We start from the raw sequence: 19,371 nt of genomic DNA, 5'->3' as shown, positions 1-19,371 counted from the left end.
TGATCCCGCCATGCACCTGACCGTCGCCGTCGCGACCTACCGCCGGCCCGAGGAGCTGGTCCGGTGCCTGGAGGCGACCTGTCCCCAGGTGCGCGACGAGGTGGCGACCGGTGCGCTCTCCGGCGCCGAGGTACTCGTGGTCGACAACGACCGCGAGCCCACCGCCGAGAGCGCGGTCCAGACCCTCGCCGACCCACTGGTCCGCTACGTCCACGAGCCGCACCCGGGGATCTCGGCAGCCCGCAACCGCGCGCTCACCGAGTCCGCGGCCACCGACGTCATCGTCTTCCTCGACGACGACGAGACCCCGCGCCCCGGCTGGTTGGCTGCCCTGCTCGCGGCCCGGGATCGCTACCGGGCGGATGCCGTCGTCGGACGGGTCGTCTCCGACCTCGGCGGGCAGCCCGACCCCTGGATCACCGCGAGCCGCTTCTTCGAGCGACCCCGGCGGACGACCGGCACGCCGATGCCGGTGGCGGCCACCAACAACCTGCTCCTCGACCGCCGGGTCGTCGAACGGCTCGGTCTGCGCTTCGCCGACCGCTACGGGTTGACCGGCGGCGGCGACACCCACTTCACCCGCCGGTTCACCGCAGCCGGCGCCTCGCTGGTGTGGTGCGACGAGGCGGTCGTCGTCGACCACGTGCCGCCCGAGCGGGTGACGCGCTCCTGGGTGCTCTCCCGGGCGCGCCGGATGGGCAACTCCCAGATGGTGGTCGCCCTCGACCTGGCCGGCTCGGCGCCGGCCCGCGCGCGGGCCGCGATCCGGGCCCTCGCCCACGGCGCCGCCCGGGTGTCGGCTGGGACCGCCATGCGTGGGCTCGGGACGCTGACCGGCTCGGCGCACCGCCGCGCGCGGGGCGAGGTCGTCGTCCAGCGCGGGATCGGGATGGCTGCCGCCGTGCTCGGACGCCGGGTGAGCGAGTACTCCCGTCCGGCGCAGGCGGGTGCCGGGGAGGACGACGCGTCGCCGCAGGCCCCGCTGCGCGTGCTGTGCTCCTTCCCCGACCCGCGGCCGACCACCAATCCCTACATCACCATGCTGCTCCGGGCGCTCCGCGCGACCCCGGGCCTGCAGGTCGGCACCTTCCGCTGGTCGGCGGCCTTGCTGCAGCGATGGGACGTCTTCCACGCCCACTGGCCCGAGACCCTGCTCACCGGCGGCTCGCCGTTGCGGCGGACCGTCCGCCAGGGCCTGTTCTGGCTGCTGCTGCTCTCGTTCCGGGTCCGCGGCACGGTGGTGGTGCAGACGGTGCACAACGTGCAGCCGCACGAGCAGCACGGCGCCTCCGTCCGGGCCGCCCTCGCCGCCCTGCGTCGGCTGACCACGGTGCGGATCGCCCTCAACCCGCACACCGCGGCCCTGATCGGGCGCAGCTGCGTGCTGATCCCGCACGGCGACTACGTCAGCTGGTTCGCCGACCACCCCCGCCAGGACCCGCAGCCCGGCGCCGTCGTCTTCGCCGGCCTCGTCCGGTCCTACAAGAACGTCACGGGGCTGATCACCGCCTTCCGGGCGGCTGAGCGGCCCGGCCTGAGCCTGCGCGTCCTGGGCCGGCCCGACAGCGAGGCGCTCGAGCGCGAGATCGTGCAGGCCGCCGACGGCGATCCGCGGATCAGCCTCGAGCTGCGCTTCGTCGACGACGCCGAGCTGGTCGCGGCCGTCACGGGGGCGCAGGTGCTCGCGCTGCCCTACGAGGACTTCCACAACTCCGGGACGGCGCTGCTCGCCCTCTCCCTCGACCGTCCGGTGCTCGTGCCCGACAACGAGATCTCCGGCGACCTGGCCGCGGAGGTCGGGGAGGGCTGGGTACGCCGCTTCGAGGCCGACCTGGGCCCCGAGGACCTCCTCGCCGCGGTCGAGCAGCCGCTGCCCGACGGCCGACCCGATCTCAGCCGACGGAGCTGGGCCCGCGTCGGCGAGGCACACCGCGACGTGTACCGCACGGCCGTCCGAGGTCGGCGGGAGCGCCGGTCGTGACCGGCGGGACCACGGTCGACGGCGGCACGGGGCTCGTCGTGGTCAGCTACCGGTCGAGCGGCATGCTGGCCGAGAACCTGCCTGCTCCGGGCACCGACGGGCCGACGGTGGTCGTGGTGGACAACTACTCCGACGAGACCGAGCGCCACGCAGTGACCCGGCTCGCCAGGGAGCGGGGCTGGACGACGGTCCTCAACGACGGCAACCCGGGCTTCGGCACGGGCGTGAACGCCGGCGTCGACCGGGCGTGGGAGGCCGGCTGCGACGTCGTCGTGCTGGTCAACCCCGACCTCGCCATCACCGCGGACGGCGTCGCGCGGCTCGCGGCCGCGGCCCGCGCCGAGCCCGATGCGCTGGTCGCGCCCCGCATCGTCACCGGACAGGGACGTCCATGGTCGGGTCTGGGGTCGGTCGACCTGGCCGGCGGGCGGCTGTGGACCGATGACCGCGCCGACCGGGCCTGGCTGTCGGGGGCCTGCCTGGCCTTCAGCCGCGCGGTGTGGGAGCGCGCCGGTGGCTTCGACGACGACTACGGCATGTACTGGGAGGACGTCGACCTGTCCTTCCGCGTGCAGGACACGGGTGGGCGGCTGCGGGTCCTGCCCGACGTCGAGGCACGGCACGACGTCGGCGGCACCCAGGGCGGGCCGGGTCACAAGTCCGCGCTCTACCACTACTACAACTGCCGCAACCGGCTCGTCTTCGCCGCCAAGCACCTGGGGCCGGCACACCGCTGGGCCTGGGTGGTGCGGACCCCGGCCGACGTCCGCCGCGTGCTGAGCCGGTCCTCCGACACCCGCTGGCAGAAGCTGCGGACGGCCTTCGGGCCGGCGCTGGCCGGCGTCGTCGACGGCGGGCTGTGGATGGTCGGCCTGCGCCGGCGGCGCCCGGTGGACCCCGGCGCCGTCCGCGCCCGACTCGGCCCGGCGGCCTGACGCGGCGTGCGGTGACGCGCTGGAGGAGGCCCCTGCCGCGCGGTCGGTACCCTTCCACCGTCGGGAGGAGGGCGGGCACGTGCTCTTGGGCATGACGGTGACGGAGCTGGTGATGCTCTCCACGGGCGGCGTGGCCGCCCTCGCGCTGTTCCTCGCAGCCCGCCGCTGGCCCGCTGCGGCACTCGTCGGCTGGTTCCTCGTGGTCGGCTTCGTGCCGTTCTGGATGGGTGTCTCGGTCGGCTCGTACTTCCAGCCCGCCAGCCTGACCGGGATCGTCGTCGTGGCCGCGCTGGCCAGTGTCGTCCAGGTGCGGATCTACCCGGTCGACGTCGTCGTCGCCTTCTTCTTCATCGCCTGCGTGGCCCCGATGGTGGTGGGCGGCGGCAGCCGCAGCACCGTGTTCGGTGCGCTCGCACTCTGGCTGGTCGCCTACCTCATCGGACGGCTCGCCCCCGGGGTCGTCCGTGCGGACTGGATCCAGGCGGCGATGACCGTCGTGTTCGCGGTGGTCGGTGGTCTGGCCGTCATCGAGTTCGTCGCCGACTGGCACCCCTACGGCGACCTCGGCTGGGGCAACGGCCTGCAGGCCAAGTGGTCGAACATCCAGGAGCGGGGAGGCGTGGCCAGGTCGGAGTGGGCGTTCGGCCACTCGATCGCGTTGGGGGCCACCCTCGCCTCGATCATCCCGCTCGCGGCGACCGCCCAGCGCGTGCGGCTGGCGCTGCGGGTGACGCTGGTCGCCCTGCTGGCCGCTGGCGTCCTGGTCTCGGTCAGCCGCATCTCGATGGTGTGCGCCGGGGTGGGCGTCGCCGTGGTGCTGCTGTTCGGCACCCGGCTGGTGGACCGGGCCATGCGCACGGCGCTGGTGGTGATGGCGCTCGTCAGCCTCGCCGTGGCCGCGCCGTTCGTCACCGGGATCCTGTCCGAGGCGGGTGACGAGGCCACCGGGAGCGCGGCCTACCGCGGGCAGCTGACCGACCTGCTCACCAGCTTCGCCCCTCTCGGCCTGTCCCCCGGTCTGCAGGTGGCGCCGGACGGGACGGTGTACTTCCAGGGCTTCCAGTCGATCGACAGCCAGCTCATCTTCACCGGCCTGACCTACGGCACCTTCGCCCTCGTGCTCGGGGTCGTGCTGCTGGCCGCGGCCGTCCTGCTCACGCTGGCTCGGCGGGCGACACCGGCCACGCTCAGCGTGGTGGCCCAGATCCCTGTGCTCGCGGTGGTCGCACTGATCACGCAGTACGCGATGTGGTTCTGGTTCCTGGCCGGCCTCGCCGTCGCGACACAGGTGGCCCAGCAGGTGACCGCCGGCCCGTCACCGGACGCCGTCGTCCCGCGGCACCGCGACCCGGAGAAGCCGCTCCCCCACCACGGCCCGGTCAGGGCACGCCGGCAGCTGGATTCACGGGCGCGGTGACGGCGCGACGCCGCGGCGGTGCCACCGGTGCCACGAACAACCAGCGCACGGGTGGGCGACGTGACAGCACGACGGCCAGCGTCCCCAACGCCCCGGCGCAGACGAGCATGACCGGCGCGATGACCAGCGAGGAGGTGATGCCGAGGGCCAGCAGCGCGAGCAGGGCCACGTGCATCAGCGGGAAGTGGGTCGTGTAGTAGACGATCGAGTTGCGGCCCACGTACTGCAGCGGTCGGGTCCACGCCGCGTCACCGATCCGACGCGCCACGTGGATGAGGGACAGCACGCCGGCGAGGCTGAGCAGCGCGAACTGGGCCTGGTACTGGACGTCGTACCTCGAGGAGACCACGGCGAACCCGAGCGCGACCACCCCGCAGACCACGGCCGTCGGGGTCGAGTCGACCACCCGGTGGAACTGGCGCTGGTAGCGGGCCGCGAGGTAACCGGCGAAGAAGAACCCGGCGAAGTACAGCATCCGGTGCAGGATGCGGTCGTCGACCACCAGCGCCAGCGCGAAGCAGGCTGGCGCGACGACCAGGGGCGGCACCCGGCGCAGCAGCGGGGCCACGAGGTAGAAGCAGAGGATGAAGAAGAGGAACCACAGGTAGCCGGTGGCGATCCAGGCCCTCGGGTGCCACAGCGGGGCGACCGCGTTGTAGGTGACGTTGTGCACCGCGGCCCAGAGCAGGTACGGCCACGCGATCAGCGTGAGCTTGCCCAGGTAGTACTCCAGCAGCGGCTTCTCCAGCGACCGCACCAGGAGCAGACCCGACAAGAACATCAGCAGCGGCATCCGGAACGGGATCAACGAGTCGTTGACCGCCTCCAGCCACCGCGGCATGACCACCCCCAGCAGCGCCGGGACGGCGGGGGCGTGCCACAGGAGCACGAAGACGATGGCCACTCCCCGCAGGGAGTCCATCCACGCGAAACGGCGACCAGCCATCGTTGCCCCCCTGTGGCTCCAGACGGCGCCGTCCCCCGCCGGCGAGCTGGCTCGAGCCACTACCGGCCCGACTCTAGCCCACCGCCCCGTCCGGGGGACAGCGCCGTCAGGGTCGCCTTCAGAAGCGCTGCGGCTTGATCAGCGACTTGTCCCAGAAGCGGTTGCCCAGCATCGAGGCCTTGCTGGAGCGCGGGATGCGGATCGGGCAGACCTTGCCGTACGCGCCCCGGCCGAAGCTGTTGTCGCGGATCTGCAGGTCGCGGATCGCGCCCTTGTCGGCGGTGGTGATGTTGATGGTGCAGGCGCCGCCGCCCAGCCAGTTGCCCGAGATGGTGATGTCGCCGGTCTTGTAGCGGGCCGAGGACATCATGATGGCGGCGTTGTGCGCGTCCTCGAGGGTGTTGTTGACGATGTTGATCTTGCTGCCGCCCGTGATCTGGATGCTGTCGTCGTGGGTGCGGCCGTCCCGCTGGTTCGGGTCCTTGCTGGAGTAGGTGCTGTGGTGCAGGTAGGACCGCTTCACGGTGACGTTGCCGCCGATCACCTTGACCGGGTCGACCACGCCGGAGATGTTCAGACGGTCTGCGGTGAACCCGGACCCGGACAGCCCGTCCAGGCGCAGGCTGGGTGTGCTGGCCTTGAGGGTGCTGTCGGTGACCTTCAGGTTCTTGGCGCCCCACCAGGCCATGATGAGGGCCCGGTCCTGGTTCTTCACGGTGCCGCCGCGCACGACCGAGCGCTTGATCACGACGTTGTCGGCCTTCACGTAGACGTAGCCGCGGATGTCGCGGCCGTCGATGACGGTGCCGTCCTTGGTGATCGTGAGGTCGCCCTTGTGCACCTTCAGCTTGGTGCCCTTCGGCACGCCGGTGTTGCTCGGGCCCGGCTTGCCCTTCGAGGACTTGGTCGGCTGCAGCAGCGCGGAGGTCTTCGTGGAGCTGCCCGAGGTGGGCACCGCAGCTGCCTGGCCCGCGGGGCCACCGGCCACCAGGGCCGGGGTGAGGACGAGCGTGCTGACCGCGAGCGCGGCAGCGGCGGCCAGGCGGCGCGCGCGGGGCGGACGACCGGTGGGGACGTCGGCGTCCGCGCTCACGCGGTCGAGGAGTTCGGGGGATGTCGGGGGCATCGGTGACATGTCAGTCCTGTCAATTCTTGGCTAATTCTCAGCCCCCCGGACCTGGACCATACCGAGAGATGGCCCCGGACGCCAACCGGCCAGGCCCGGGCCGTGCACCGGCCCCAGCAGGTCGTGGTCAATCCGGCACCGCCGCCCCTAGGATCGGCGCTGCGCCGGTCGGGGGGACTGCGCACCTCCTGCGTGGAGGACGGACTCGAAGAAGGCAGCGCCATGCCACCTGCAGCGGACCACCGCTCTGCCCGCCGTGGGCAGCGTCGGCGCACGGTGCTGGTCGCCCACCCCGGCGCGGAGCTGTACGGCTCGGACCGCATGGTGCTGGAGTCGTTGCGGGCGCTGGCCGACGACCCTGCCGGCGGCGACCCGGTGCTGGTGGTCCCCCGGCACGGCCCGCTGGTGGAGGAGGCGCTCGCGGTCGGCGTGACCGTCCTGGTCTGCCCCACCCCGGTGATCAGCAAGGCGGCGCTGAGCCCGCGCGGGCTGCTGGCCCTGCTGCTGCTGACGCTCCGCTCGATCGGTCCGGGGTGGCGCCTGCTCGGGCAGCTGCGACCGACGGTGGTGCTCGTCAACACCATCACGCCCCCGCTCTGGCTGCTGCTGGCCCGGTGCCGCCGCGTCCCGACCGTCGCCCACGTGCACGAGGGCGAGGCGAGCGCCCCCGCCCTGGTGCGCCGCGCGCTGTACCTGCCGCTGGCGCTGGCCGACCACCTCGTCGTCAACAGCCGTTTCAGCCTGGACGTCCTGCGCCGTGCGGCACCGGGCGCGGCCGGCCGGGCGCGGGTCGTGCTGAACGCCGTCGAGGGCCCGGAGCAGGTGGTCGCGCCCCGGCCGCGGGTGGAGGGCCCGTTCCGGCTGCTCTACGTCGGACGACTGTCGGCCCGCAAGGGCCCGCACGTGGCGGTGGAGGCGGTCCGGCTGCTGCGCGAGCGCGGTGTCGACGTCTGCCTCGGCCTGCTGGGCTCGACCGCCCCGGGCTACGAGTGGTACGCCGACCAGCTCGCCGGCAGGGTGCGTGAGGCCGGCCTGGAGGACCGGGTCACCTTCCACGGCTTCCACCCCCGGATCTGGCCGCTGGTGGCCGAGGCCGATGTGGTCGTGGTCCCGTCGACGGTCGACGAACCGTTCGGCAACACCGCCGTGGAGGCGCGCCTCGCGGCCCGGCCGCTGATCACCAGCGACATCAGCGGGCTGCGCGAGGCGAGCGCCGGGGCGACAGCCGTCCGGCGGGTCCCGCCGTCGGATCCTGTCGCGCTCGCCGACGCGGCGCAGTCGGTGCTCGACGGCTGGGAGCACGAGCGCGAGCTCGCCCTGGCCGATGCGGAGGCCGCCCGGGAGCGGTTCTCCGCCGACCGCTACGCCACCGAGCTGCGCGAGGTCGTGGCCCTGGCCGAGGAAGGACGCCGATGACCACCACCGACCCCCTGGCCCGGGGGCCCGAACCGCTGCGCGAGACCCTGGCGCGCCTGCGGCACGGGCAGAAGAGCAACGTCAACGCGGCCGCCTACTCCCGCTGGGTGAACCGGCCGACCGGACGCCTGCTGGCCGCGGTCGCGTACCGGTGGCGGATGACCCCGCACCAGGTGACCGCCGTCAGCGCCGTCTGCACCTTCGTCGGCATCGGCTGCCTGGCCGTCCTCCCCCCAGGAGTGCTGGCCGGGGTGGTGGTGGCCCTCCTCCTGGCGCTCGGCTACGCCCTCGACTCCGCCGACGGCCAGCTGGCGCGGCTGCGGGGCGGGGGACGTCCCAGCGGTGAGTGGTTGGACCACGTGGTGGACGCGACCAAGATCGCGGTGCTGCACCTGGCGGTGCTGTCGCTGTGGTTCCGCCACCTGGTCGAGCCCGGTCACCTACCGCTGTGGAGCGTGCTGGTGCCGCTGGCGTTCTCGGTGGCGGCGTCGGTCGCGTTCTTCGGCATGGTCCTCACCGACCTGCTGCAGCGCCGGTACGGCACCAAGGCCGACCCCGGACGACAGGGCGAGCAGCACGCGCCGGTGCTGGGGTCGCTGGTCGCGCTGCCCGGCGACTACGGGCTGCTCTGCATCGCGTTCCTGCTGCTCGCGTGGTGGCCGGCCTTCGTGGTGGTCTACGGCCTGCTGGCACTGGCGGCGGTGGTCATGCTGGCGGTGCAGGCGGTGCGCTGGTACCGCCGGATGGAGGCGATCGGCTGATCCCCGGCGACCGTCCGGCTCAGGCGGGGCCCGTCCGGCCTTCCCGGCGGGATGCCCGCACCCGCCGGAAGGTGCCACGGCCAGCCCGGACGTTCGCCCTCAGCCGGCGCACCGCGAGCGACCACAGGCCGAAGCCGCGGTAGCGGGGCAGGGCACGTCCGGCGAGCCGGCTGCCGATCCCACGACCGACCAGGGTGCTACGGCGCTGCCGTTGGAACGGCTGCACCCCGGCCAGCGCGTCCACGTCCAGCGGTGCCACCGTCAGCACACCCGCCGCCACGGCCGCGCGCACGACGTCCCGCCCGCGCGGGGTCCGGGCCAGCAGCGCGCTGCGGCCGTCCTGCTCGCCGAACAGCGGATAGCCCTTCTCGTCGGCCTCCCAGAAGTCGGCGGCCGTGATGTCGCTGAGATCACCCACCCCGTCGGGGCAGATCTTGCAGCGCCACTGCACCGCCGGGCCGAGCACCGCCCCCCACGACTCGTCGTAGGACAGGGAGGGGCTCTGGCCGTCGGCGGTCACCGCCGTGAACCGCCCCGGCCACCCCCGGCCCCGGAACCACAGGTCACGCAGCGGGACGCCGGGCTCGACGCCGAGCCGGTCGAGGACGCGGTCGGTGGCCTGCTGGCTCGGGGTCCCGGCGCAGAAGAAGGACAGCAGCAGCGGTCCGCGCTCGCCGGTGGCCTGCTCCAGCTGTCGCAGCGCCGCCACCTCGCACGGCTTGCCGGTGACCACCCCGGAGGGGTCGGTGGCGCCCGGATGGGCCGCCGCGGCCACCGGGTTGTAGCGAGAGCCGGCCGCTGCGAGCGCCTCCTCCCGCGTGGTGATCTGCACCGACACCGTACGGCGCGGGTCCGGCCGGTCGGCGCGGGCCACCACCGCGGGCACGCCCTGCTCGGCGAGCCAGGCCGAGAGCGCCGTCAGCACCCCGCCGCTGCTCCCCCGGTGCCGGGTCTCGGGATCGGTCGCCGCGGCCGACCACGCCTCCAGGTAGCCGCCCATGGTCGGGTGCCAGCGCGCCCCCCTGACCTCGGTGCGCTGGACACGCACGCCCGGGCAGCTCCGCCGGAAGAGGGCCGCCGCCCGCCGGTCGTCCTCCGGGTCGGGACGCGTCCCGGGGCGCCGGCGGGGCCGGAGGAAGCCGTGCTCGTCCAGGGCCATCTCCAGGCCGCGGTCGAGCTGGACGCAGCCGCCGCAGCCGCTGCACCGTCCGTCCTCGACCACCTTCGCGACCGCTCGATCCAAGCGCGTCCCGCCCGCCTCGCCCGCCTGCGTCACGCCACGCCCGCGTCGGCCGGCCGCGCGGCGGCGGAGAGGATCTCCCCGACGGCGTCGGCGATGCTCCAGACCACGGCACGGTGCACCCGCGCCGACTTGCCCCAGGGGTCGCGGAGGTCGTCGTCCTCAGGTCGCCGGGGGACCACCAGACCGCGCTGGCTCACCGCGAACGACGCCAGCGCCGGCAGCCCGCCGCCGACCCCCTGCTCCTCCGAGCAGTACCGGGCGAACTCCGTGACGGTGAAGGTCCGCTCGACCGCGTCCGGCTGCAGCTGCACGACCGCGGAGCGGTGCAGACGGCTGGCGGCGAGCACCAGGTCGGCCCGCGTCACCATCTCTGCGGTGAGCTGACGGGCCCGGTGCCCCGGGCCGACGTCGACCCCGAGCCGCCGCAGCGCGTCGACCGTCCTCGCTGCCATCGGCTCCCCCACCATCGCCCGGATGCCGGCGCTGGCCAGCCGCACCTCTTCCGGCACGCCGGGACGGCCGTCGACGCCACGCCGCAGCAACAGCTCGACCGCGGGCGAACGGCAGACATTTCCGGTGCAGACGACCAGGACCTCCACGCCGCACTCCCCCCAAAGGCGACTCGACGGGCCCTCCGCCGGGATTCGCTCCCTAGGATGACGCCACGACGGGGTCCACGGCAAGAGAGTGGGGGCGAGATGGTCCGAGGCGGACGCAGGTACGTGATCGCGGTCTGCCGACCCCACCACGGCCTGGGCAACCGGATGCGGGTGGTCTTCGGCGCCCGGGCCCTCGCCCGGAGCACCGGACGTGAGCTGCGCTACGTCTGGCCGGTCGGACGTCCGTTCGGGGCCCGGCTGGACGAGCTGTGGCAGGTGCCCGAGCGTCCGGTCCCGAGCGTGCTGTCGCACGCGCTGCGGCTGCGCTTCCCCTACCGGGGGGAACGTCTCGACTGGGTCGCCGGAGCCGGGGCCGAGCCGGTGTGGCAGATCCGGACCGCGCACGCGCTGCACCTGCCCGAGGACGCCGGTCCCTGGGAGCGCGAGCTGCAGCAGGTCCTCCCGGTGCCGGCGATCCAGGAGGCGGTCCGGGACTTCCACGCCGAGCACCTCGACGGCCGGCCGTACGTGGGGGTGATGGTCCGCGCGCACGCGGTCTCGCACCAGGAGACGCTGCGGGCCTCACCGGTCGAGTGGTACCTGGACCGGCTGACCGCCCTGCGCCGGGAGCACCCCGGCCTCCGGTTCTTCCTCTCCAGCGACACGACCGAGGCCGCCGAGCGGATCAGCGCCGCGGTGCCCGGCTGCGTCCGGCTGGGCAAGTCCGGCGGCTACAACACCCGGCAGGGTCTGCACGAGGCGGTGACCGACCTGTACCTGCTCGCCGGCTCCTGCCACCTGGTGGGCCCGCACTACTCCAGCTTCCCCGAGCTCGCACAGCGACTGGCCGGTCCCGGGTTGCGGCTGGAGACGTCCCGCACCCCCGCCGACGCGCGGTTCGAGGCCGGACCGTTGACCACCGCCCCCGACTGCATCCGACCGCACCGGCGGGAACCGGCGCGGCTCTGAGCGGCCGGGCCGTTCAGTCCTCGTCGCGGAGGGCGACGGGCTGCCCGGTGCGGAAGCGGTCGGGGTCCTGCTCGTAGTAGTTCTGCGACCGCCGGCTCCACACCGACGGGCGCGGGGTGCGGTTGAAGACCATCCCGAGCAGCCGGCCGTCCACCGAGGCCAGTGAGTCGGCCGCCTGCTGCAGCTGCTGGCGCTTGGTGTGCCCGTGCCGGACGACCATCACGACACCGTCGGCCACCGTGCCCACCACCGCCGCATCGATCACCGGCAGCAACGGCGGGGTGTCGAGGATGACGAAGTCGAAGTCCGAGCGCAGCTGGCCCAGCAGCGAGGCCATCGCCTCGCTGCCCAGCAGCTCGGAGGGGTTGGGCGGCAGCGAGCCGCTGGGCAGCACCTGCAGCCGGTCGTGCTGCCAGCGCCGCAGCGCGGTCTCGAGCGGCAGCTCCCCGGCCAGCACATCGGTCAGGCCGACCGACCCCTCCAGCCCGGCGTAGGCGGCGATGCTCGGCCGTCGCAGGTCGCCGTCGACGAGCGCCACCCGGTGGCCGTCGGTGACCAGCACCCGGGCCAGGTTGATCGCCGTGCTGCTCTTGCCCTCGCCGCTGACCGCCGAGGTGAGGACGATGACGCGCGGTGGGTGGTCGACGTCGATGAAGCGGAGGTTGGTCCGCAGCCGACGGAACGCCTCCGCCCGCGCGTGGTGGCGCTGCGAGCCGCCCTCCATCGCCAGCACGGGGTTCTGCCTCGCGTCGCGCAGCTCCTCGATCGAGGCGAGCGCGCCCTGGTTGCCGGGCAGGTCGGCGGCGCTGCGGACCCGGGTGTCCAGGCGGTCGCGGGCCAGCGCCAGCAGCAGCCCGAGGAGCAGGCTGCCCAGACCCGCGACGAGCAGGTTGCGACGGGTGTTCGGGCTGCTCTGAAACTCCGGCGGACTCGCGGTGGCGACCGTGACCACGTTGATGCTCTGCCGGCCGTCGACCACTGGGGACAGCTCCTGCACCACCACGCCGAGGTGCCGGGTCACCGAGTTCGCCACGTCGGCCGCCCGCTGCGGCGACGCGCTCGAGGCGGAGATGTCGACGATCACCGACTCGGCGACCACGGTGGCCGAGACGGACCTGGCCAGCTCGGCCGATGTCGTCGGCAGCCGGAGCTCCTCCACCACGCGGTCGAGCACGATCGGCTTGGTGGCGAGGTCGGCGAAGGAGCCGAGCTGGCCCTGGGTGTAGTTCGAGCCCTGGTAGAGGTCGTTGGCCGAGCTGCCGAAGGGCAGCGAGAAGTAGGCACTCGCCCGCGCCGTGTAGATCGGGGTGGTGAGCGCCGACCAGGTGCCCACCACCCCGCAGATCAGCACGACGGGGAGCAGGACGTACAGCCAGCGCTTGCGCAGCACGGCCACCACCTGCGCCACCGTCATCGACTCCCCCTCACGCCCTCGGCTGTGGACGGCGACACCGCCTCCGTCGCCGCGAGTGTAACGGCGGCCGGCGCACCGCCCGCCCACTCGAGGACCGACGCGGCCGATCGGCGGAGGCGGCCGGCGCCCGCAGCACCCGGGGGCCGTGGTCGCAGGGCTCCGGGCTCAGGCAGCGGTGTCCGGCGCGTCGCGACGCAGTGCGAGACGCGCGAACCGCAGCACCCCGTGCAGGTCCCGGCGGACTGCCGGCACCACCAGCGCCGCCAGCCCGTAGGCGGCCGCGGTCGCGAGCAGACAGCCCAGGAGCTGCACCACCGACGGGGTGCCCGCCAGCAGCTCCTGCGCCCCGCGGGCCGCCAACGCTGCGGCGGCACCGCACAGCACGATGCGCAGTGCCCCCCAGTGCAGCGCGCGGGCCGGGATGTCGGTCCAGCGGGAGAGGATGGTGTAGGAGAGCGGGAGCGCGACCGCAGGCGCCACCGCGTACCCGATGGCGACGCCGAGCACACCCCACTGGCTGCCGAGCAGGACGAAGGCCACCCGCAGGCCCAGGCTGAGCAGCGAGTACCGGAACAGTCGCCCGCTCAGACCGCGGGAGACGAACACCCAGTAGTTGACGTAGCCGATCGTCTGGAACGCACCGGCCGCGGCCAGCGCGGTGAACAGCGGAACGGCCTCGGCCCAGCCCGGGCCCAGGGCCAGGGCGATCACCGGGGCGGCGGCGCCGGCGGCGAAGGCGGTGCCGGCCACCAGGGTGTAACCCAGAGCCGCCTGCCCACGGACGATCATCCGGTCCGCCTCCGATCCGCCGTCCTGCAACCGTGACAGCACCGGTACCGCCACCGTGGTGGTGGGGTTCCGCAGCTGGTTCAACGTCTGCATGAGCAGCTGGAAGGCACGGTTGTAGACCCCGAGCTGGGCCGGCGAGGACCGCCACGCCACCACCAGGGTGTCGACGTTGTTGCTGCAGAAGCCCACCAGCTGGGTGCCGACCATGCCGATCCCGAACTTCAGCATCGGCCGGACGTCGGCGCTGCGGTCGGGAAGACCGGGCCACCACCCGGCGGCCACCACCACCACCGTGGCGGTGACGAGGACCCCACCCACCTGCTGCACCGCCAGCGCCCAGTAGCCGAGCCCGGCCGCGGCAGCCACCACCGCCGCCACCAGCCCGACCGCGGGGCCGACGACGTCGGCCACGGCCAACGCCCCGAACCGCAACCGGCGGCTCAGGTCCGCCCGGTGCTGCGCCATCAACCCGTTGAGCACGAAGCACACCGCCATCAGCTGCAGCAGGTGCGCCGCCTCGGCGTACCCACCGACCTGGGTCAGCAGCGGCGCGCCCAGCAGGCACAGCAGGGCCAGCGCGGTACCGAGGCCGAGGTTGATCCACCAGAGGTTGACCTGCTGGCCACGGCTCAGCGTGCGCGCCTGGATCGCCGCTGTCGACAGCCCGAAGTCGCGCAGCACCTCCCCGAGCGAGACGACCGCCAGCGCCAGGGCGAAGAAGCCGTAGTCGGCCGGCACCAGCAGCCGGGCGAGGACGACGACCGAGACCGTCTGGATGAGGATGCGCGACGCCTGCCCGAGCATGACGACCTTGGAGCCTCTGGCCGCCTTGCCGCGCAGGGCACCGGGTGCCGGCTCCTGGGAGGCGTCGCCCGCTCCGACAGGGTCGGGGCCCTCCGGGTCCGGGTCGGTCGGCGCGCTGGGGGTCGGGGCCCGTCGGGGGACGGTCACACCGCCCTCGCGAGGGCCGCGACCGCGGCGTCGATGTCCTGCCGGGCGTGCTCTCGCACCTCCTGGGCGGCGCGCTGGGAGCTGCCGTCGATCATCGCGATCGCCTCGGCGACCACGTCGCCGTCGGCCCGCAGGTCGACGGTGCCGGGCCAACCGATCCGGTCCAGCAGTGGCTTGAACTTGCGCGAGTACGCCAGTGGCACCGCCGGCGTGCCGACCGACAGCGCGTTGAGGCAGGCGTGCATCCGCGACCCCACCGCGACCCGGGCCCGGGCCAGCCAGGTCCGGGCGTCGACGACGTCGGTCGGGACGACCACGGGCAGGCCGAGCTCCTCACCCAGCGCGGTCACCACCGGCACGTCGTTGTCGACCAGCGGCGAGTCGACCACGTGGGCGAGCAGCGTCACCTCCCGACCGGCCAGCTCGAGCCGCTCCAGCAGCATCCGCACGATCCGCTGGTAGCGCTCGTGGTCGACGTGCGGGTTCGGCTGCCAGAGCAGCCCGGACACGTTGACCACCACGTCGACGTCACGCACCACCCGCGGCTGCGGGAGCGCGAAGCAGACGTCGGTGGTGAGCAGCGGCGACCGGGCGCCCAGACGCTGGGCGACCTCCATGCTGCGCGTGTCCCGGGCCATGGTGAGCACGGAGGTGCGCAGCGTCCGCTGGGCCAGCCAGCGCCCCTGCCGGGTCTGGAAGGGGCCCACCGTCTGCGGTGTCAGCACCACCGGCACCCCGGCGCGCAGCACGGCCTCGTGCAGCAGCGACATCCGCCGGTGCCGCGGCAGCCCGTAGATGTCGGCGAAGCTGTCCCCCGCCCGGGTGTCGAGGACGACGTCGAAGGTGCGCAGCCAGTCGACCACCTCGTCGCCGCGCACCAGCCGGGCGGCCATCCGCCGGTTGGAGCCGAGCGGCACCGGGGCGTCCCCCGGCCCGTAGCCCTGGTGGCTGACCTCGACGTCGCCGAAGGCCTGCCGTGCCAGGGCCTCCGCACCCTCGGCCAGCACCCGCACCCCGAGATTGGTCGAGCCCGGCTCGGCCCACAGGATCAGCGCGCGCACGGTCAGCGCACCTCGAGGTCGTCCACGAGGACGGTGACCGGACCGTTGGTGACGGTGCCGGTGCCGTAGGCCGAGAAGGCGATCTCACCGGCGTCCTGCAGGGTCGCGGTGCTGTCGGTGGTCGTCACCAGCCAGCTGCTCGGCTCGGCGTCGCCGTCGGGCCACACCTTGGCCCGCAGCCGGGTGGTGGTGCCCTCGGTGACGGTCTCGGTGCGGACCTGCAGCACGGCGCCGGGGGTCTGGGTGAAGCCGGTGAGCGCCCGGTTGGCCAGCAGCGTCTCGGTGGTGCCGACCATCCTGGCCAGACCCACGTTGACCGACCCGTTCGCCCCGTAGCGCAGCTTCAGCCGGTAACCACCGTCGTCGCCCTTGCGGACGTGGTAGTTGACGTGCAGCCCGCCGCCGTCGGCGACCTCGTCCATCGACAGCGAGAACCGCGAGGAGGTGTCGGTCGCCGCGACCGAGCCCAGCGTCGCCATCCGCGTCTGCGACCGGCCCACGGTCAACCGACCTGCACCGTCGGCCACCGAGAGCCCGGTGGCGCCGCTCCACTCGCCACCGACCTCGGCCGTCCCCCAGCCACTGGTGGTCGACCGCCCGAAGGTGTCCTGGGCCACCAGCTGCTCCTCGGTCACCGTCACGGTCCGGCTGGTCGAGGACTCCCCGCCTGCGCTGTCGGTGACGGTGAGGGTGATCTCGTACTGGCCCGCGGCGTCGTACTCGTGCTCGGCGGTGCAGCCCTCACCGTCGGCGGAGTCGTCCCCCCAGCTCCACGTGCACTCGATGCTCGCCCCGTCCGAGGCCGAGGACCCGGTGCCGTCCACCTGGACCGCGAGCGCCTGCTGCTGCACGCCGAACTGCGCGACCGGGTCGGCGTGGGTCACCGTCACCTGCTCGGTGGTGGTGCCCTGGGCACCGGTGCTGTCGGTGACCGTGAGGGTCACGTCGTAGGTACCGGCGCGGGCGTAGCGGTGCGTCGGGCTGGCGCCGGTCCCGGTCTGGTCGTCACCGAAGTCCCAGTCGTGGTCGGTGATCGTCGCGCCGTCGGCGGCGGTCGAGCCGCTGCCGTCGAAGTCGACGGTCAGCCCGTCCACCTCGGTGCCGAAGGCGGCGACCGGGTCGGCGTGGGGCGCGGTCACCGTCACCTCCCGGCTGGTGCTGCCGACGACACCCGAGCTGTCGGTGACGGTCAGCGTCACCTCGTAGCGGCCCGGCTCGGCGTAGGTGTGGCTGGCGGTCGCCCCGGTGGTAGCCGGGGAGTCGTCACCGAAGTCCCACGAGTAGCCGGTGATGGTGCGCCCACCGCTCGCCGCGGACGCGCGGCCGTCGACCGCGACGGTCAGGTCGTCGACCTCCTCGGAGAAGCTGGCCGTCGGCGGCACCAGGGCCCGTCCGAGCTGGTGGTGGGTTCGCACCGTCGGGAGGTCGAGCGCGCTGCCGTAGACCGCGAACTCGTCGATGGCGCCGTTGAACCAGATGCTGCTGGGCGAGTCCGGCCAGCCGCCGAGGTTGTCACCGCCCACCCGCCAGTAGCCGGTGTAGGACTGGGCTCCGGTCACGCCGTTGGCAGCCACCTCGGCACCGTCGACGTAGAGCCGCATGCCGGCCGAGGACTGGGTGGCGACCACGTGGTGCCAGGCACCGTCGTTGTAGGACTGCGGGCTCGAGACCACCTGCACCGAGCCGGGGTAGGCGCCGAAGTACAGCCGTCCGCTGTTGGTCATCCAGACGTGTCGGTCGTAGCTGCTCGAGGTGCCGGTCTGAGCCGCGCCGAACCCGAACAGCTTGCCGCCGCGGTTCGACGTGGTCTTGAACCAGCCCTCGACCGAGTACACGTTCGGGCTGCGCACCGACCGGGTGCTGGCCACGGCTCCGTTGCTGGTCCCGTTGAAGTTCGCCGCGGCATCGGTGTCTCCGACCACAGCTCCGGGGCTGGTGGGACTCACGCCCCTGCTCCGCCGGCCCTCGTTGGTGCCGGCCAGGTCGGCCTCGGCACCACCGGCGCCGTTCAGCCGCCAGTACAGCTCCGCCCCGTCGTCGACCACCCGGGCGGCGTAGGCGCTCAGTGTGGTGGTGGAGACCGTCACCGGCACCTCCTGGCTGAGCACGCTGTTGCCGTCACCGTCCACGGCCCGCACCCGGTACACATAGCTGCGCCCTGGCTGCACGGTGGTGTCGGTGTAGCTGAACGACGGCAGGTTCCAGAAGGACGAGCGGCCGGTGACCGTGCCGACGCGGACGCCGTCACGGAGGACCTCGTAGCTGAGCTCGAGGTCGTCACGGTCCCAGTTGGCCGGGATGGCGACCCGCACCGAGCGCGAGTGCGCAGAGCTGGCGGTGGGAACCCAGTCCGCGCCGCTGAGCCGGGGCCCCTGGCTGGGGTTGCCGGGCTTGCTGGAGAAGCGGACCAGACCGTACTGCCCCTGGCCGTTGACGCCGATGAACTCCCCGCCGACGGCGATGTAGTCACCGGTGCCGACGACCGACCACCCGGCCTGGCCCTGGCCGGAGGCCGTGCCGGTGTACCAGTCGGGGTACCAGTTGATCGCGGCCGGGGCCGGGTAACCCGACCAGTCGTAGTAGAACGGGACGTTGGTCGCCCGGGTCAGCGTGCCCTTGCGGGCGGCGGTGACGGCCGTGGCATTGCGCATGTTGCCGGGTGCCGGGTCCTTCTGCGGGAAGCCACCCATCGACTCGCACGAGTGCTCATGGCTCGTGCTGTAGACGGTGGTGCCGTCGGAGTACACGCCGTAGTGGTCGCCGTGGCAGTCGGCCACCCAGTTGAGCGCGCCGCTCTCCGGCTGCGCTGAGAAGACGCCCTCGAAGTTGCCGTACTCGGCCGCGGCGTAGACCCAGCCCGTCCCGAACACCGAGCTCGCGTCGGCGCTGAGACCGTAGATGCCGGCCTTGCCCTTGTAGGGACCGGAGGAGACGCCGTTGCGCACATGCGCCGGGGCCTCCCAGGGCTGGATGGAGCCGTCGGACATGCTGAGGGCGACCAGTCCGCGCTGCGGGGCGTCGTTCACCACGGCGAAGCGCCCGCCGACGATGAGCTTGTCGGTTCCGGGCGCGACGACCATCGCGTCCACCTGCAGGTCGGTGGTAGGCGCCCAGCCGAGCAGCTGGCCGTTGCTGTTGAAGGCGATGAGGTTCTTGCGCAGCACGCCGTTGCCCGCACCGAGCAGGCCGCCGACGTAGACGACGTTGCCGGAGGTGGCGATCGCGTTGACGTAGGAGCCGCCGGCCGAGGCACGGAAGCCCGTCAGCAGGGCGCCGGTCTGCGCGTCGAAGGCGGCCAGGTTGAACCGGGTCTGGCCGTTGGCCTGCGTGAAGGTGCCGCCGACGTAGATGCGGGTGCCGTCGGGCGAGGCGGCGATCGACTTCACCGTGCCGTTGACCTGGGGCGCCCACTGGGTGTCGAGCTGACCGGTGGTGATGTCGTAGGCCAGCAGGTTCTGCCGCGGGATCAGCGAGGTGCCCTTGGCCGCCCCGTACGGACGGGCGTTGGAGAAGCTGCCGCCGACGTAGACCTTGTTGCCGACCACCACCTGGGCCCAGGCGAGGCCGGAGTCGAGCTGCACGGTCGGCAGCGCGTCGGCCGTCACCGTCGTCGCCGAGCGCTGCTCGATCGGGGCCGGTCCGGTCAGGTTGATCTCGTCGGCGACGGCCGCCGGGGTCGGGGCCAGGGCCATGGCCACCGCCAGGACGAGGGCCACGACGGCCGCGCCGGCGCGGTGCAGGAGCTGTGGTGCGTTCACGATGA

The 19,371-nt window shown here is 73.4% G+C and carries 14 protein-coding genes; 6 read left to right on the top strand and 8 right to left on the bottom strand.

Annotation, left to right across the window (positions count from 1 at the left end):
- The first annotated feature begins 10 nt into the window (after positions 1 to 10).
- The 3 genes from DT076_RS19630 (at position 11) to DT076_RS08755 (ending at position 4,333) form a co-directional block, all read left to right on the top strand.
- On the top strand, positions 11 to 1,981 hold the full coding sequence (locus DT076_RS19630; protein WP_199539058.1) for a glycosyltransferase: 1,971 nt from the start codon (positions 11 to 13) through the stop codon (positions 1,979 to 1,981).
- The gene (locus DT076_RS08760; RefSeq protein WP_114126260.1) at positions 1,978 to 2,916 is read left to right on the top strand and encodes a glycosyltransferase family 2 protein; all 939 of its coding nucleotides are present in this window, start codon (positions 1,978 to 1,980) and stop codon (positions 2,914 to 2,916) included. The genes DT076_RS19630 and DT076_RS08760 overlap by 4 nt, the downstream gene beginning before the upstream one ends.
- A 91-nt stretch (positions 2,917 to 3,007) precedes the next feature.
- A complete protein-coding gene (locus DT076_RS08755; protein ID WP_114126259.1) occupies positions 3,008 to 4,333 on the top strand; it encodes a hypothetical protein in 1,326 nt (441 codons plus the stop codon).
- On the opposite strand, the gene DT076_RS08750 is transcribed toward DT076_RS08755, so the two are convergent.
- Both DT076_RS08750 and DT076_RS08745 read right to left on the bottom strand, forming a co-directional pair.
- Positions 4,296 to 5,279: an acyltransferase family protein gene (locus DT076_RS08750; RefSeq protein WP_114126258.1), complete on the bottom strand. Its 984-nt coding sequence runs from the start codon at positions 5,277 to 5,279 to the stop codon at positions 4,296 to 4,298. The two genes, DT076_RS08755 and DT076_RS08750, sit on opposite strands and share 38 nt — an antisense overlap.
- Positions 5,280 to 5,397: 118 nt before the next feature.
- Entirely contained in the window at positions 5,398 to 6,405 is a 1,008-nt protein-coding gene (locus tag DT076_RS08745) for a right-handed parallel beta-helix repeat-containing protein (protein ID WP_147264109.1), read from the bottom strand.
- Positions 6,406 to 6,627: 222 nt separating this feature from the next.
- Here DT076_RS08745 and DT076_RS08740 point away from each other — a divergent pair, with 222 nt between their 5' ends.
- Together DT076_RS08740 and DT076_RS08735 are read left to right on the top strand one after the other, a co-directional pair.
- On the top strand, positions 6,628 to 7,821 hold the full coding sequence (locus DT076_RS08740; protein ID WP_114126256.1) for a glycosyltransferase family 4 protein: 1,194 nt from the start codon (positions 6,628 to 6,630) through the stop codon (positions 7,819 to 7,821).
- The gene (locus DT076_RS08735; protein ID WP_114126255.1) at positions 7,818 to 8,582 is read left to right on the top strand and encodes a CDP-alcohol phosphatidyltransferase family protein; all 765 of its coding nucleotides are present in this window, start codon (positions 7,818 to 7,820) and stop codon (positions 8,580 to 8,582) included. The genes DT076_RS08740 and DT076_RS08735 overlap by 4 nt, the downstream gene beginning before the upstream one ends.
- 19 nt (positions 8,583 to 8,601) lie before the next feature.
- Here DT076_RS08735 and DT076_RS08730 read toward each other — a convergent pair whose 3' ends face one another.
- Both DT076_RS08730 and DT076_RS19355 read right to left on the bottom strand, forming a co-directional pair.
- Complete coding sequence (locus DT076_RS08730) at positions 8,602 to 9,825, bottom strand: Coenzyme F420 hydrogenase/dehydrogenase, beta subunit C-terminal domain (protein ID WP_199539057.1); 1,224 nt, start codon at positions 9,823 to 9,825, stop codon at positions 8,602 to 8,604.
- 29 nt (positions 9,826 to 9,854) lie between these two features.
- Positions 9,855 to 10,424 (bottom strand): arsenate reductase/protein-tyrosine-phosphatase family protein, encoded by a 570-nt coding sequence (locus tag DT076_RS19355; protein WP_158548089.1) that lies wholly within the window; start codon positions 10,422 to 10,424, stop codon positions 9,855 to 9,857.
- A gap of 99 nt (positions 10,425 to 10,523) precedes the next feature.
- Here DT076_RS19355 and DT076_RS19350 point away from each other — a divergent pair, with 99 nt between their 5' ends.
- The gene (locus DT076_RS19350; protein ID WP_158548088.1) at positions 10,524 to 11,393 is read left to right on the top strand and encodes an O-fucosyltransferase family protein; all 870 of its coding nucleotides are present in this window, start codon (positions 10,524 to 10,526) and stop codon (positions 11,391 to 11,393) included.
- Between the two features lie 13 nt (positions 11,394 to 11,406).
- On the opposite strand, the gene DT076_RS08715 is transcribed toward DT076_RS19350, so the two are convergent.
- From DT076_RS08715 to DT076_RS08700, 4 genes are all read right to left on the bottom strand, one after another.
- On the bottom strand, positions 11,407 to 12,807 hold the full coding sequence (locus DT076_RS08715; protein ID WP_114126252.1) for a polysaccharide biosynthesis tyrosine autokinase: 1,401 nt from the start codon (positions 12,805 to 12,807) through the stop codon (positions 11,407 to 11,409).
- Positions 12,808 to 12,972: 165 nt separating this feature from the next.
- Complete coding sequence (locus DT076_RS08710; protein WP_114126251.1) at positions 12,973 to 14,547, bottom strand: lipopolysaccharide biosynthesis protein; 1,575 nt, start codon at positions 14,545 to 14,547, stop codon at positions 12,973 to 12,975.
- Positions 14,544 to 15,608: a polysaccharide pyruvyl transferase family protein gene (locus tag DT076_RS08705; protein WP_114126250.1), complete on the bottom strand. Its 1,065-nt coding sequence runs from the start codon at positions 15,606 to 15,608 to the stop codon at positions 14,544 to 14,546. The genes DT076_RS08710 and DT076_RS08705 overlap by 4 nt, the downstream gene beginning before the upstream one ends.
- Positions 15,609 to 15,610: 2 nt before the next feature.
- Positions 15,611 to 19,366, bottom strand: coding sequence for a PKD domain-containing protein (locus DT076_RS08700; protein WP_114126249.1), 3,756 nt, complete (start codon positions 19,364 to 19,366; stop codon positions 15,611 to 15,613).
- Positions 19,367 to 19,371 lie beyond the last annotated feature (5 nt).

The organism is Desertihabitans brevis, assembly GCF_003327535.1.
Classification (GTDB): domain Bacteria; phylum Actinomycetota; class Actinomycetes; order Propionibacteriales; family Propionibacteriaceae; genus Desertihabitans; species Desertihabitans brevis.
The sequence above is the reverse complement of the archived record's forward strand: the minus strand, read 5'-3'. Positions and strand labels throughout refer to the sequence as shown.